This is a genomic window from Pseudomonas sp. B21-019 (genome assembly GCF_024749225.1).
Classification (GTDB): Bacteria; Pseudomonadota; Gammaproteobacteria; order Pseudomonadales; family Pseudomonadaceae; genus Aquipseudomonas.
Genome location: NZ_CP087193.1, coordinates 754,971 through 768,435, shown reverse-complemented (window position 1 = coordinate 768,435; position 13,465 = coordinate 754,971). Strand labels below are relative to the sequence as shown.

The following is a 13,465-nucleotide window of genomic DNA, read 5'->3' as shown; positions in this document are numbered from 1 at the left end:
GCATATCTTTTTGCGACCCGAGCCTGTCATGTCCAACCCTACGCCTCCCCCCGATCAAACACCCCGCCTGCAATTGCGCAGAATCAGCAAACGTTACCCCGGTTGCCTGGCCAACGATGCCATCGACTTGAGCATTGCGCCCGGTGAAATCCACGCCCTGCTCGGCGAAAACGGTGCGGGCAAAAGTACCCTGATGAAGATCATCTACGGCGTCACACACGCAGACTCAGGGGAGATGATCTGGCAGGGCCAGCGCGTGAGCATGCGCAATCCGGCCCAGGCCCGCGGCCTCGGGATCGGCATGGTGTTCCAGCATTTTTCGCTGTTCGAAACCCTGAGCGTGGCGCAGAACATCGCCTTGGCGATGGGCGCTGCGGCCGGTACGCCGAAGCAGCTTGAACCGAAAATTCGCGAGGTGTCCCAACGCTATGGCATGGCCCTGGAACCGGAGCGACTGGTCCACAGTCTGTCCATCGGCGAGCGTCAGCGGGTGGAAATCATTCGCTGCCTGATGCAGGACATCCGCCTGCTGATTCTCGATGAACCGACGTCGGTACTGACCCCGCAAGAGGCCGACGAATTGTTCATCACGTTGCGTCGACTGGCCGCCGAGGGCTGCAGCATTCTGTTCATCAGCCACAAGCTCGGCGAAGTGCGCGCGCTGTGCCACAGCGCCACGGTGTTGCGCGGCGGACGAGTGGCCGGGCATTGCGTGCCGGCCGAGTGTTCGGACCGGCAACTGGCGCAGTTGATGGTCGGTGAAGCCGCTGAGCTGATTACTGACTATCCGAAGGTCAGGGGGGCTGACGCGTTTCTGAACGTGACTGGATTGTCCTGGCACAACCCGGACCCGTTCGGCTGCTCGCTCAAGGACATTGATCTCGAGGTTCGCAGCGGCGAAATCGTCGGTGTCGCCGGGGTGGCCGGCAATGGCCAGGATGAGTTGCTGGCCTTGCTGAGTGGGGAAGAACAACTTCCGGAAAATGACGGGGCGAAGATCAGTTTCGGCGGGCAACCGGTAGCGCACCTGAGACCGGATGCACGACGCAAATTGGGCCTGGCCTTCGTCCCCGCCGAGCGTCTGGGCCATGGCGCAGTGCCGGAACTGAGTCTGGCGGATAACGCCCTGCTCACCGCCTTTCAACAGGGGCTGGTCAGCAACGGGCTGATCCAGCGCGGCAAGGTCGAGGCACTGGCCGAAGAGATCATCCGCCGCTTCGGGGTCAAGACACCCGATGCCCAGGCACCGGCTCGCAGCCTGTCCGGCGGCAACTTGCAGAAATTCATCCTCGGCCGGGAAATCCTTCAGCAACCCCGGCTGTTGGTGGCCGCGCACCCGACCTGGGGCGTGGATGTCGGCGCCGCCGCGACCATTCACCGAGCGCTGATTGCCTTGCGCGACGCTGGCGCGGCGATCCTGGTGATCTCCGAAGACCTCGACGAACTGTTCCAGATCAGCGATCGCCTCGGCGCCCTGTGCGGCGGCCGGCTGTCGGCACTGCAAGCCACCGTCGACACCCGCCTGATCGATGTCGGTGGCTGGATGGCCGGCCAGTTCGATGCACCTCAATCACCTGCACCCGTAACGCTTTAACGGAGTTTCACATGCTGCTTTCTCTAGAACCCCGTGGCCAGCAATCGCGCCTGATGTTGTGGTGCTCGCCGTTGCTGGCGGCTGTGTTGACCCTGGGCTGTGGCTCATTGTTGTTTATTGCGCTGGGCCACGACCCATTGCTGACCTTGCACACCCTGTTGATTGCACCGATCAGCGACCTGTATGGCGTCTCCGAACTGTTGGTCAAAGCGTTGCCGATTCTGCTCTGTGCATTGGGCCTGGCAGTGGCGTATCAGGCAAGGATCTGGAACATCGGCGCCGAAGGTCAGTTGCTGCTCGGCGCCTTGGCCGGCAGTGCGTTGGCGGTGAACATCATCGGCCTGCAAAGCCGTTGGGCGCTGGTGTTGATCCTGCTCACCGGGACCCTGGCCGGTGCCGCGTGGGCCGGGCTGACCGCATGGTTGCGCACACGCTTCAACGCCAATGAAATCCTGACCAGCATCATGCTCAATTACATCGCTTTGAACCTGCTGCTGTTCTGTGTCCACGGACCGCTGAAGGACCCGGCCGGGTTCAACTTTCCGGAGTCGGCGATGTTTGGCGATGCCAGTCGTTTGCCGTTGTTGATGGAGGACGGTCGGGTTCATGCGGGCGTGTATTTCGCCTTGCTCGCGCTGGTCGCGGTATGGGTGTTGTTGCAAAAGAGCTTTGTCGGTTTCCAGATCAAAGTGCTCGGGCTGGACAAGCGCGCGGCGGGTTTCGTCGGCTTTCGCGAGAAGCGGCTGATCTGGCTGGCGCTGCTGATCAGTGGCGGCCTGGCGGGGCTGGCCGGGGTTTGCGAAGTCACCGGGCCCATCGGCCAACTGGTGCCGCAGGTTTCGCCGGGTTATGGCTATGCGGCGATCACCGTGGCGTTTCTCGGGCGGTTGAATCCCATCGGCATTCTGTTTTCCAGCCTGTTGATGGCGCTGCTGTACATCGGTGGCGAAAGCGCGCAGATGAGCATGAACCTGCCGCAAGCCATCACTCAATTGTTCCAGGGGATGATGCTGTTTTTCCTGCTGGCCAGTGACGTGCTGATTCTCTACCGACCACGTTTGAACCTGCGCTGGGTACGGCGCACCTCGACCACCGCCGTACAAGCAGGAGCCTTGTGATGGATATCGATCTGCTGAGCAATATTTTCTATGCCATGGTTCGCTGTGGCACACCGCTGTTGTTGGTGGCGTTGGGCGAGTTGATCTGCGAGAAGAGCGGCGTCCTCAATCTTGGGCAGGAAGGCATGATGCTGTTTGGGGCGGTGATCGGTTTTATCGTCGCCCTGAACAGCGGCCACCTCTGGCTCGGCGTGTTGCTGGCGATGTTCGCCGGGATGCTGTTGTCGTCGCTGTTCGCCCTGGTGGCGCTGGTGTTCAACGCCAACCAGGTGGCGACAGGGTTGGCGTTGACGATCTTCGGCGTGGGCCTGTCGACCTTCGTTGGCGCTGCGTGGGTCGGCAAACCGTTGGCGGGTTTCGAGCCGCTGGCGATTCCTTATCTGAGTGAAATTCCGCTGATCGGGCGGATGCTGTTTGCCCAGGACCTGCTGGTGTATCTGTCGTTTGCCCTGTTTGCGCTGGTGGCCTGGGTGATTGTGAAAAGTCGCGTCGGGTTGATTATTCAGGCGGTCGGCGAAAGCCCGGACGCTGCCAGTGCGATGGGCTTGCCGGTGTTGCGCGTACGCACGCTGGCGGTGCTGTTTGGCGGGGCGATGGCGGGGTTGGCTGGGGCATATTTGTCCTTGGCCTACACGCCGATGTGGGCAGAGAACATGAGCGCCGGTCGCGGCTGGATTGCCCTGGCGCTGGTGGTGTTTGCCAGTTGGCGAGTGTGGCGGTTGCTGCTTGGAGCGTATCTGTTCGGTCTCGCCAGCATCCTGCATTTGGTGGCGCAGGGCTTGGGGCTGGCGATCCCGTCGAGTTTGCTGGCAATGCTGCCGTATGTCGCGACCATTGTGGTGTTGGTGCTGCTGTCCCGGGATGCTGTGCGCACACGATTGTATGCGCCGGTGTCGTTGGGGCAGCCGTGGCGGGCGGGGCATTAAATGGTGGCCCGTGAAGGCGTCCGAACCGGCAACACCTGAGCCACGCCCCACGCCAATTCAAAGAACAGGAAAATCGCCAATAGCGAACTCGCCCCATGGGCCAGCGCATAAGCCTGCCAGGCCGAAAACAGAAACCTCCCCACCGCGTCATATCGCCCAAACATCTGCTGCGGATCGCGAATCCGCAGCACGGCCCATACGCACACAATCGAGCCCAACAGATTCGCCATCAACATGTGCACCGGCTCGAACGGCGGTAGCTCGCCGGGCAGATTGAAAGTCTGACTCAGGTTTAACAGCACGCCATGCAACGCCGTAAAACTCCACGGCGTGGCAAATGCCGCCGTGACGATCAGGTCGTACCACGCGCTGCCACGCACCAGTTGACGATATTGCGTTGAAGTCCACATTGGCATTGCTCCATACATTCAGGGAGCAACAAGGCTAAAGCCTGGAGTATGCTCCAAGGTCAAGCCCTCTCGAGACATCAAGGAAGCCATTCATGTCCACGGCAAAAACCGCACTCATCATCGGCGCCTCCCGGGGCCTGGGCCTCGGGCTGGTGAAAACCCTGCTGGCCGACGGTTGGCAAGTCACCGCCACCGTGCGCAACCCGCAGAGCGCCGAAGCCTTGCAGACGTTGGGCAAGGTACGGATCGAAAAACTCGACATGGACGATCAGCAAGCGGTCATCGCCCTCAGCCAACAGCTCAAGGGCGAAGTGTTCGACCTGTTGTTCGTGAATGCCGGGGTCAAGGGGCCGGAGGTCCAGACACCGGGTGGCGCAACCCTGGCCGAAGTCGGTCAACTGTTCTTCACCAACGCCGTGGCGCCGATCAACCTGGCCCAGCGCTTCGTCGCGCAGATTCGTGAAGGCAGTGGCGTGCTGGCGTTCATGAGTTCGGTGCTGGGCAGCGTGACCATGCCCGACGCGCCGGAGCTGGCGCTGTACAAGGCCAGCAAAGCGGCGCTGAACTCGATGACCAACAGCTTCGTCACGCAATTGGGCGAACAGAAACTCACCGTGCTGTCGCTGCACCCGGGCTGGGTGAAGACCGACATGGGTGGCGAAGGTGCCGACATCGATGTGGAAACCAGCACCCGCGGGTTGATCGATCAGGTGAATGCGTATGCTGGCAAAGGCGGGCATCATTTTGTGAACTACCGGGGTGAAACCATTCCCTGGTAACACTACCTCCCTGTGGGAGCTGGCTTGCCCGGCTCCCACAGGTTTTTGCATCGTCTGGTCGCGTGAGGCTTGCCCGTAACACGGTTTTGTTCGAAACTCCGCACCTCGCCCCCCGCGGCGACCCTGGATCAGCAGACAGGGCAACACTGAGCTGGCAACCCTGAACCCCACTTTCAGAGGAGCCGGCCACTATGCCTGCGACCCGTACCTGGTTAAAAAATCCCCTCGCCATTTTCACGGCCAACGCGCTCGATGCCCGTGGCGGCCTGGTGCTGCAAGACGGTTTGATCGTCGAAGTGCTCGGCGCCGGCCAGCAACCGTCCGCCCCCTGTGGACAAGTCTTCGATGCCCGCGAACACGTGATCTTGCCGGGGCTGATCAACACCCATCACCACTTCTATCAAACCCTGACCCGCGCCTGGGCGCCGGTGGTCAATCAGCCGTTGTTCCCGTGGCTGAAAACCCTCTACCCGGTCTGGGCGCGACTCACACCGGAAAAACTCGCCCTCGCCACCAAAGTCGCGTTGGCCGAGTTGCTGTTGTCCGGCTGCACCACCGCGGCCGATCACCATTACCTGTTTCCTGAAGGCCTGGAAAATGCGATCGACGTGCAGGTCGAGAGTGTCCGCGAACTGGGCATGCGCGCCATGCTCACTCGCGGTTCAATGAGCCTTGGTGAAAAAGACGGGGGGCTGCCGCCGCAGCAGACTGTCCAGGAAGGCGAAGTGATTCTCGCCGACAGCCAACGCTTGATTGCCGAGTACCACGAACGGGGTGACGGCGCGCAAATCCAGATCGCTTTGGCGCCCTGCTCGCCATTTTCAGTCACCCCGCAAATCATGTCCGCCAGCGCCGAACTGGCAAACACCCTCGACGTACGCCTGCACACTCACCTGGCCGAAACCCTCGACGAAGAAGACTTCTGCCTGCAACGCTTCGGCCTGCGTACCGTGGATTATCTGGACAGCGTCGGCTGGCTCGGCCCACGCACCTGGCTGGCCCACGGCATTCATTTCAACCCCGACGAAATCGCCCGCCTCGGCGCGGCCGGCACCGGTATTTGCCATTGCCCGAGTTCGAACATGCGCCTGGCTTCAGGGATTTGCCCAACCATCGAGTTGACCGACGCTGGCGCGTTGCTGGGCCTGGGCGTGGACGGCTCAGCGTCCAACGATGCCTCGAACATGATGCTCGAAACCCGACAGGCGCTGTACATCCAGCGCCTGCGTTATGGCGCAGAGAAGATCACCCCGGAACGCGTATTGGGCTGGGCCACCAAGGGTTCGGCGCAGTTGCTCGGGCGCAGCGACATCGGCGAACTGGCGGTGGGCAAGCAAGCGGATCTGGCGCTGTTCAAACTGGATGAACTGCGCTTCTCCGGCAGCCATGATCCGGTGTCGGCGCTGTTGCTGTGCGGCGCGGACCGGGCAGACCGGGTGATGATCGGCGGCAAGTGGCGAGTGATCGATGGGCAGGTTGAGGGGCTGGATCTGAAAGGGTTGATCGCCGATCACAGTCAAGCGGCTCGGCAGTTGATCGCCGGCACCTGACACACTCCCCCGCTCCCACAGTTTGAGTGAGCTGTCCGCACCAGCGGATGGCATGAGTTGGAGCCTCTGCACCGGGTTGGCTCCGGTGATGATTGAACATCAAAAGATCGCAGTCTTCGGCAGCGCCTACAGGGGCGTGAGCTGCCGAAGGCTGCGATCTTTTTATTTTGTTGTCCTGTTGGTCAGTAATTTGCATTGACCCGGTACACCTCACAACAAAATGGAGTTCCAGTTCATGCACAAACGTCCGTTGAAGCAGCTGCTTTGCGCTGTCGCCGCAGCCATCGGTCTGAGCGCCAGCCTGACCGCCAGTGCTGCCGCCCCGCTGAAAGTCGGCTTCGTCTATATCGGCCCGATCGGTGATCACGGCTGGACGTATCAGCATGAACAGGGACGCAAGGCACTGGCAGAGAAGTTCGGCGACCAGATCACCACCAACTACGTGGAGAACGTCGCCGAAGGCGCCGATGCCGAGCGGGTGATCCGCAACATGGCCAAGGACCAGTACGACCTGATCTTCACCACGTCTTTCGGCTACATGAACCCGACCCTGAAAGTTGCCAAGCAATTTCCCAAGGTGACCTTCGAACACGCCACCGGCTACAAGCAGGACAAGAACCTCGGCACTTACCTGGCACGCACTTACGAGGGCCGCTACGTCGGCGGTTTCCTTGCGGCGAAGATGACCAAGACCAAGAAAATCGGCTACGTCGCTTCCTTCCCGATTCCAGAAGTGATCCGCGACATCAACGCCATCCAGCTGGCCCTGAACAAGTACAACCCGGGCACCGAGATCAAAGTGGTGTGGGTCAATTCCTGGTTCGATCCGGGCAAGGAAGCCGACGCCGCCAATGCGCTGATCGATCAGGGCGTGGACGTGGTGTTCCAGCACACCGACAGCCCGGCGCCGATCCAGGCGGCAGAACGGCGTGGCGTGTATGCCGTCGGCTATGCATCGGACATGGCGCACTTCGGGCCGAAAGCGGTGTTGACGTCTATCGTCAACGACTGGGGCCCGCACTACATTCAGGCGACCCAAAGTGTGCTCGACCATGCATGGAAACCCCAGGATTACTGGGGCGGTTTGCAGGAAGGCACGGTTGAGCTGCCAATCAGCGACCTGGTGCCGGCCGCAGTGAAAACCGAAGCCGAGCAGATCATTGCCGACATCAAGAGCGGCGCGTTGCATCCGTTCACCGGGCCGATCAAGGATCAGGCCGGCGTGGAGAAAATCCCGGCGGGCGTGAGCGCGACCAATGCGCAACTGGCGTCGATGAACTACTACGTGGAAGGCATGAAGGCCGAGATGCCGAAGTAAATTTCCGTCAGTGGGACCGCCAGGATCGCAGCCTTCGGCAGCTCCTACAGGATTTCGCATTCCCCTGTAGGAGCTGTCGAGCAAAGCGAGGCTGCGATCTTTTGGCCCCAGCACAAAACCTCGCCTGGAACCGTCAATGAACCAACTCCCGATCATCGACATCGCCCCGCTCTACAACGATGACGCTCTAGCCTGGCAATCGGTCGCCACAGAAATCGACCACGCCTGCCGCGAATGGGGCTTTTTCTACATCAAAGGCCACCCGATTTCGGCAGAGCGCATCGGTGCCGTGCTCGACCATGCCCAACGCTTCTTCTCCCTGCCCGCCGCCGAAAAACTCAAGATCGACATCACCCAGACCCGCCACCACCGCGGCTATGGCGCCATCGCCACCGAACAACTCGACCCGAGCAAACCCAGCGACCTGAAAGAAACCTTCGACATGGGCCTGCACCTGCCCGCCGATCATCCCGAGGTGCTGGCGGACAAACCCCTGCGCGGACCCAACCGTCATCCGTCGATGCCCGGTTGGGAATCGCTGATGGAGCAACACTACGTCGACATGCAAGCACTCGCGCAAACCCTGCTGCGAGCCATGACCCTGGCATTGGGTATCGAGCGTGACTTCTTCGATAGCCGTTTCAAAGAGCCGGTCAGCGTGCTGCGGATGATTCATTACCCGCCACGTCACACGGCCAGCTCCTGCGATCAGCAAGGCGCCGGCGCCCATACCGATTACGGCTGCATCACCCTGCTCTACCAGGATGCCGCCGGCGGCTTGCAAGTGCGCAACGTAAAAGGTGAATGGATCGATGCGCCGCCGATTGAGGGCACGTTCGTGGTCAACCTCGGCGACATGATGGCGCGCTGGAGCAACGACCGTTACCTGTCGACGCCACATCGGGTGATCAGCCCGCTGGGAGTGGATCGGTACTCGATGCCGTTCTTTGCCGAGCCACATCCCGACACCCCCATCGAATGCCTGCCCGGTTGCCAGGACGAACAGCATCCGGCGAAGTATCCGGCCACCACCTGCGCCGAATTCCTGCTCTCGCGCTTCGCCGACACCTATGCTTATCGACGGGAACAGGAAGCCGTGTAATGAACCGGCTGGTCAGGTTTTACTCATTGTTTCGGCGGGCATCTGTAGAATGCCCCCATTGCACTTGATGAGATTTCAAAAATGTACGACTGGCTGAACGCTCTGCCCAAGGCAGAATTGCACTTGCACCTGGAAGGTTCGCTGGAGCCTGAGCTGCTGTTCGCCCTGGCCGAACGCAACAAGATCGCCCTGCCGTGGAGCGACGTCGACACCCTGCGCAAGGCCTACGCCTTCAACAACCTGCAAGAGTTTCTCGACCTGTATTACCAGGGCGCCGATGTGCTGCGCACCTCCCAGGATTTCTACGACCTGACCTGGGCCTACCTGTTGCGCTGCAAGGAACAGAACGTGATTCACACCGAACCGTTCTTCGACCCGCAAACCCACACCGACCGTGGCATCCCGTTCGAAGTGGTGCTCAACGGCATCGCCGCCGCATTGAAAGATGGCGAACAGCAACTGGGGATCACCAGCGGTTTGATCCTCAGCTTCCTGCGCCACTTGAGCGAAGACGAAGCGCAGAAAACCCTCGACCAGGCGCTGCCGTTCCGTGATGCATTCGTGGCCGTGGGCCTGGACAGCTCTGAAATGGGCCACCCGCCGAGCAAGTTCCAGCGCGTGTTTGACCGTGCCCGCCACGAAGGCTTCCTGACCGTGGCCCACGCCGGTGAAGAAGGCCCGCCCGAGTACATCTGGGAAGCCCTCGACCTGCTGAAAATCCAGCGCATCGACCACGGCGTGCGCGCCATCGAAGACGAGCGCTTGATGCAGCGGATCATCGACGAGCAGATCCCGCTGACGGTGTGCCCGTTGTCGAACACCAAGCTTTGCGTGTTCGATCACATGTCCCAGCACAACATTCTCGAGATGCTTGAGCGCGGTGTGAAGGTTACGGTGAACTCCGATGACCCGGCGTACTTCGGCGGCTACGTCACCGAGAACTTCCACGCGCTGTACACCGATCTGGGCATGACCCAGGATCAGGCCAAGCGTCTGGCGCAGAACAGCCTGGATGCGCGGTTGGTGAAACCTTAAAGGTCACCCGATAAACCTGTGGGAGCGGGCCAGCCCGCTCCCACAGGTTGGGTGATTAATTGATGATCACCGGCTCGCTCAATTCTTCCAATGTCTTGCCCCGGGTCTCCATCCCGAAGATCCACACCACTGCCGCCGCAATCGCAAAACACATCGCCCCCAGCGCAAACACCCCACCCTGCCCCGTCATCGGGAACACCAGCCCGGTCACCAATGGCCCGAGCAGCGAACCCACGCGGCCGATGGCCGAAGCGAACCCCGAGCCCGTAGCCCGTGCCGACGTCGGGTACAACTCCGGGGTGTAGGTGTAGAGCACCGCCCACATGCCGAACAGGAAGAACTGCATCAGCAGTCCCGATGAGATCAACAGGCTGACGTTGCCGCCGAACACCGCGCTCTGACCATAAAGAAACGCCATCACCCCGCCGCCGAGCAAGGTCACGACGCACACCGGTTTGCGCCCCCAACGCTCCACCAGCCAGGCGGCCATGAGGAACCCGGGAATCCCGCCGAGGGAAATCAGCACCGTGTAATACACCGACTGGGTCACGGCGAAACCCGACTGTTGCAGCAGCGCACTGAGCCAGGACGTCAGGCCATAGAAACCCAGCAAGGCGAAGAACCACACGCTCCAGATCATCATCGTGCGCCGGCGATACTGCACCGACCAGATTTCCCGCAGCGCGGAGAAGAAGTTGCCCGGTTGACTCGCCACCCGTGGCAGGCGAATCGGCTCAGGCAGATCCGAACGGCCCAATGAAGCCCGAACCCGTTCTTCGATGCGGTGTAAAACCGTGTCCGCGGCATCATGATGCCCGGCCTGCTCCAGCCAGCGCGGCGACTCGGGAATGAAAAAACGAATCGCCAGGACGAACACCGCCGGCACCGCCAACACCAGAAAGATGTCGCGCCAGCCAATCACCGGCAACAGGAAGTACGACAGCACCCCGGCCGCGACGAAACCGAGCGGCCAAAAGCCGTCCATCAATGCGATGTAACGCCCACGCCGCTTGGCCGGAATCAGCTCCGACAGCATCGACTGCGCAATTGGAAACTCCATGCCCATGCCGATCCCCAAGAGGATTCGGAACAATGTCAGCGTTTCGACATTCTGCGCCGTGGAGCACAGATAGCTGGCGATGCCCCACAACACAATGCTCCACTGGAACACCGGTTTGCGCCCGAAGCGGTCGGCCAGCATGCCGGACAGCGAGGCACCCACCACCATGCCGAAGAAACTCGAACTGGCCAGCAACCCGGCCTGCGCCGTGCTCAGGCCGAACTCGGTTTTGATTGAGCCGAGCAGGAAGGTCATCATCGCCAGGTCCATGGAGTCGAAGAAAAACGCCAAGGCAATGATGATGAAAATGATGCGGTGATAACCACTGATGGGCAGCCGTTCCAGTCGTTCCGCCGCGCTGAAGCTTCGTGTTTCCATGCCACATTCCCCCAATCCGAAAGTCCCCGGATCGAGTGTGCGCGATAGTGACTGGGGGTTATTGCTGGATACGACCTGCCCACAGCTCTGAACGACGCCTGAAGCCCAGAATCCCGGACATCGCCCCCCAATGGCTCTAAAGCGCCATTTCCAGCTCGGTTTCCTTGGCGAAACGATGGATTTCACGTTGCCCCGTGGCCGTGATCTGCAAGGCTCGCGAATCGCTGGGCAGGCTCAACCAGCCGGACTGCATGAACAGTTGCAACAAGGCCGCTCCCAAGGAACCCCCCATGTGCGGGCGTCTTTCGCTCCAGTCCGGGCACGCGCAGGCGACTCTGCCGTTGCGATGGGCCAGCGCCTGGATGAACACACCGCGTGCTGCCAATTGCGTGGAACCCTTGTGAGTGATCATGACACGCTGATCGAGCTGCTCGATCCAGCCGGCATCCAGCAGACGCTGGTAAAGATCGGCGGCCAGGGTACCGCCCAGATGGTCGTCACAAAGCCTGGCCCGTAGCAGTGACGAAGGCGCCGACTGAGGTTTGGCGATAGGGCTCGTGCGCTTGAACACCTCTGGAATATCCCGAGGCGCGCTGGCCAGGGTAGCGCTGGCCAAGGCTTCTATCGCGGCGCCGACTTCGGGCGCGGCAAGCCGGAAAAACCGTTTGCGCCCACGGGTTTCGACTTTCAACAGACCGCCGGTGGACAAGCGCCCCAGATGCGCACTGGCCGAAGACGGCGACAGGCCCGCCAGCAACGCCAGCTCCTCAGTGTGCCGTGCCGTGCCGTCCATCAAGGCCCACATCATTGCGCTGCGCTTTGGGTCAGCCAGCAACGTGGCAATCTGGCTGATGCAAGGTGCAAGTTCCATGTATTCACTCCCTGTTGAATCGTTTCGTCTACTGCTCAGAGTCATCATGACCAGTAATGTGTCTTCGGCCAAGACGCGTAAACCGCCATAAGCCGGGCAAAGCCACCCACTCACCCAGGCCATTGCTTCGCGGGTGCAGCGAAGGTCCGGTGATGACCGTAGGGTCTGACCGACTCGAACGTGGACTCGCCATTGCGAGGTCGACGGCGCGTACATGAGGCGGGCGCTAGTATAAGCGGGTTAACCGCCGGTTCCTGCCCTCGGGAATCCATTGGTGGTGATAGTTCCTGACAGAAATTTCGCTATTTGCCTGCGACTAATGATCGACACCCGATATCGTCGGAAATTGACTGCTTATCCGAGCGCATCGGCTGGCAAGCATTTCCCGCAAAAGGTTCACCGGCTTACTCAATTGTGCGCGATGGGCGCACAGTAAATTCAGCGGTGCGCGCTCACAGAGCAATTCAGGCATCAGCACTTTCAAGCGACCGGCGAGCACATCGGTGGCGACATCGAGCCAGGACTTATACGCAATCCCCGCTCCCGCCACGGCCCACAGCCGCACCACATCGGCATCGTCACTGAAGCGATCGCCGCTGACGGTCAGGCTCACCTCACGTTTGCCGTCGTGAAAACTCCAGTGATCGTGGACCCGGCTACCGAGCATAAACAGCAGGCAATTGTGCTGCGCCAATTGCTCCAGCTGCCGTGGTTCGCCATGTCGGGCCAGATAACTCGGCGCAGCACACAGCACGCGACGGTTCTGCGGCGCGATGGGCAACGCCACCAGGCTCGAGTCTTCCGGCTCGCCGTAACGCAGGGCGATGTCCACCGGTTGGCGGAACAGGTCGGCGATGCGGTCGCCCAACAGCAACCGTACGGTGAGTTTCGGATGCTCGCGCTGAAACTCGTCGAGCCATGGCAACAGCAGGTTGCGCCCGAAATCCGAAGGCGCCGACAGCTGCAAAATCCCACTGACCTGATCCTGCCCACTGGCCAGCAAACGGCGGCCCTCATCGAGATTGCTCAAGGCGGCCCGGGCGTACTCCAGAAAGCCCTCGCCTTCGGCCGTCAGGCGCAGGCTACGGGTAGAGCGGGTGAGCAAGCGTGCGCCAAGTTGTTGTTCGATGCGCTTCAACGCCGCGCTGGCCACCGCCGCCGACATATCCATCCCCCGAGCCGCCGCCGACAGACTGCCCAGGTCCGCCGCCCGAACGAACAACTGCAAGTCATCGAAACGCAACATCTTCAGCCCCGATTATCAAAAAAATGTTGAAAGAGACTGCTCTTTTAGCGGGTTTTATCTTGCAGAGAAATAACCAAT

At 61.0% G+C, this 13,465-nt stretch carries 12 protein-coding genes; 8 read left to right on the top strand and 4 right to left on the bottom strand.

What is annotated here, in order from left to right; all coding sequences use genetic code 11:
- The first annotated feature begins 28 nt into the window (after positions 1 to 28).
- From LOY36_RS03340 to LOY36_RS03330, 3 genes are read left to right on the top strand one after another with little or no spacing between them, the layout of a single operon-like run.
- Positions 29 to 1,594, top strand: coding sequence for an ABC transporter ATP-binding protein (locus tag LOY36_RS03340; protein ID WP_258672298.1), 1,566 nt, complete (start codon positions 29 to 31; stop codon positions 1,592 to 1,594).
- Positions 1,595 to 1,605: 11 nt separating this feature from the next.
- Positions 1,606 to 2,712 carry an ABC transporter permease gene (locus LOY36_RS03335; RefSeq protein WP_105340358.1) on the top strand — a complete coding sequence of 369 codons (1,107 nt, stop codon included), beginning with the start codon at positions 1,606 to 1,608 and terminating at the stop codon, positions 2,710 to 2,712.
- Positions 2,712 to 3,638, top strand: a complete 927-nt coding sequence (locus tag LOY36_RS03330; protein ID WP_258672297.1) for an ABC transporter permease — start codon at positions 2,712 to 2,714, stop codon at positions 3,636 to 3,638. The genes LOY36_RS03335 and LOY36_RS03330 overlap by 1 nt, the downstream gene beginning before the upstream one ends.
- Here the strand turns inward: LOY36_RS03330 and LOY36_RS03325 are convergent.
- On the bottom strand, positions 3,635 to 4,048 hold the full coding sequence (locus LOY36_RS03325; RefSeq protein ID WP_258672296.1) for a hypothetical protein: 414 nt from the start codon (positions 4,046 to 4,048) through the stop codon (positions 3,635 to 3,637). The genes LOY36_RS03330 and LOY36_RS03325 overlap by 4 nt on opposite strands.
- A 92-nt stretch (positions 4,049 to 4,140) precedes the next feature.
- Between LOY36_RS03325 and LOY36_RS03320 the strand changes: the two genes are divergently transcribed.
- From LOY36_RS03320 to LOY36_RS03300, 5 genes are all read left to right on the top strand, one after another.
- Complete coding sequence (locus tag LOY36_RS03320) at positions 4,141 to 4,827, top strand: SDR family oxidoreductase (RefSeq protein WP_258672295.1); 687 nt, start codon at positions 4,141 to 4,143, stop codon at positions 4,825 to 4,827.
- 191 nt (positions 4,828 to 5,018) lie between these two features.
- A complete protein-coding gene (locus LOY36_RS03315; RefSeq protein ID WP_258672294.1) occupies positions 5,019 to 6,377 on the top strand; it encodes an 8-oxoguanine deaminase in 1,359 nt (452 codons plus the stop codon).
- A 235-nt stretch (positions 6,378 to 6,612) separates the two neighbouring features.
- A complete protein-coding gene (locus tag LOY36_RS03310) occupies positions 6,613 to 7,695 on the top strand; it encodes a BMP family ABC transporter substrate-binding protein (RefSeq protein ID WP_258672292.1) in 1,083 nt (360 codons plus the stop codon).
- A 136-nt stretch (positions 7,696 to 7,831) separates the two neighbouring features.
- Entirely contained in the window at positions 7,832 to 8,797 is a 966-nt protein-coding gene (locus tag LOY36_RS03305; protein ID WP_258672291.1) for a 2-oxoglutarate and iron-dependent oxygenase domain-containing protein, read from the top strand.
- A gap of 81 nt (positions 8,798 to 8,878) precedes the next feature.
- On the top strand, positions 8,879 to 9,832 hold the full coding sequence (locus tag LOY36_RS03300) for an adenosine deaminase (protein WP_007940157.1): 954 nt from the start codon (positions 8,879 to 8,881) through the stop codon (positions 9,830 to 9,832).
- A gap of 55 nt (positions 9,833 to 9,887) precedes the next feature.
- Here LOY36_RS03300 and LOY36_RS03295 read toward each other — a convergent pair whose 3' ends face one another.
- From LOY36_RS03295 to LOY36_RS03285, 3 genes are all read right to left on the bottom strand, one after another.
- Entirely contained in the window at positions 9,888 to 11,270 is a 1,383-nt protein-coding gene (locus LOY36_RS03295) for an MFS transporter (RefSeq protein WP_258672290.1), read from the bottom strand.
- Positions 11,271 to 11,406: 136 nt separating this feature from the next.
- Positions 11,407 to 12,141, bottom strand: a complete 735-nt coding sequence (locus tag LOY36_RS03290; protein WP_258672288.1) for a helix-turn-helix transcriptional regulator — start codon at positions 12,139 to 12,141, stop codon at positions 11,407 to 11,409.
- Between the two features lie 316 nt (positions 12,142 to 12,457).
- The gene (locus LOY36_RS03285; RefSeq protein WP_019651868.1) at positions 12,458 to 13,387 is read right to left on the bottom strand and encodes a LysR family transcriptional regulator; all 930 of its coding nucleotides are present in this window, start codon (positions 13,385 to 13,387) and stop codon (positions 12,458 to 12,460) included.
- Positions 13,388 to 13,465: the final 78 nt, after the last annotated feature.

Coding starts and splice junctions, on each gene's coding strand:
- LOY36_RS03340 (WP_258672298.1), top strand. CDS start 29: ATGTCCAACCCTACGCCTCCCCCCGATCAAACACCCCGCCTGCAATTG.
- LOY36_RS03335 (WP_105340358.1), top strand. CDS start 1,606: ATGCTGCTTTCTCTAGAACCCCGTGGCCAGCAATCGCGCCTGATGTTG.
- LOY36_RS03330 (WP_258672297.1), top strand. CDS start 2,712: ATGGATATCGATCTGCTGAGCAATATTTTCTATGCCATGGTTCGCTGT.
- LOY36_RS03325 (WP_258672296.1), bottom strand. CDS start 4,048: ATGTGGACTTCAACGCAATATCGTCAACTGGTGCGTGGCAGCGCGTGG.
- LOY36_RS03320 (WP_258672295.1), top strand. CDS start 4,141: ATGTCCACGGCAAAAACCGCACTCATCATCGGCGCCTCCCGGGGCCTG.
- LOY36_RS03315 (WP_258672294.1), top strand. CDS start 5,019: ATGCCTGCGACCCGTACCTGGTTAAAAAATCCCCTCGCCATTTTCACG.
- LOY36_RS03310 (WP_258672292.1), top strand. CDS start 6,613: ATGCACAAACGTCCGTTGAAGCAGCTGCTTTGCGCTGTCGCCGCAGCC.
- LOY36_RS03305 (WP_258672291.1), top strand. CDS start 7,832: ATGAACCAACTCCCGATCATCGACATCGCCCCGCTCTACAACGATGAC.
- LOY36_RS03300 (WP_007940157.1), top strand. CDS start 8,879: ATGTACGACTGGCTGAACGCTCTGCCCAAGGCAGAATTGCACTTGCAC.
- LOY36_RS03295 (WP_258672290.1), bottom strand. CDS start 11,270: ATGGAAACACGAAGCTTCAGCGCGGCGGAACGACTGGAACGGCTGCCC.
- LOY36_RS03290 (WP_258672288.1), bottom strand. CDS start 12,141: ATGGAACTTGCACCTTGCATCAGCCAGATTGCCACGTTGCTGGCTGAC.
- LOY36_RS03285 (WP_019651868.1), bottom strand. CDS start 13,387: ATGTTGCGTTTCGATGACTTGCAGTTGTTCGTTCGGGCGGCGGACCTG.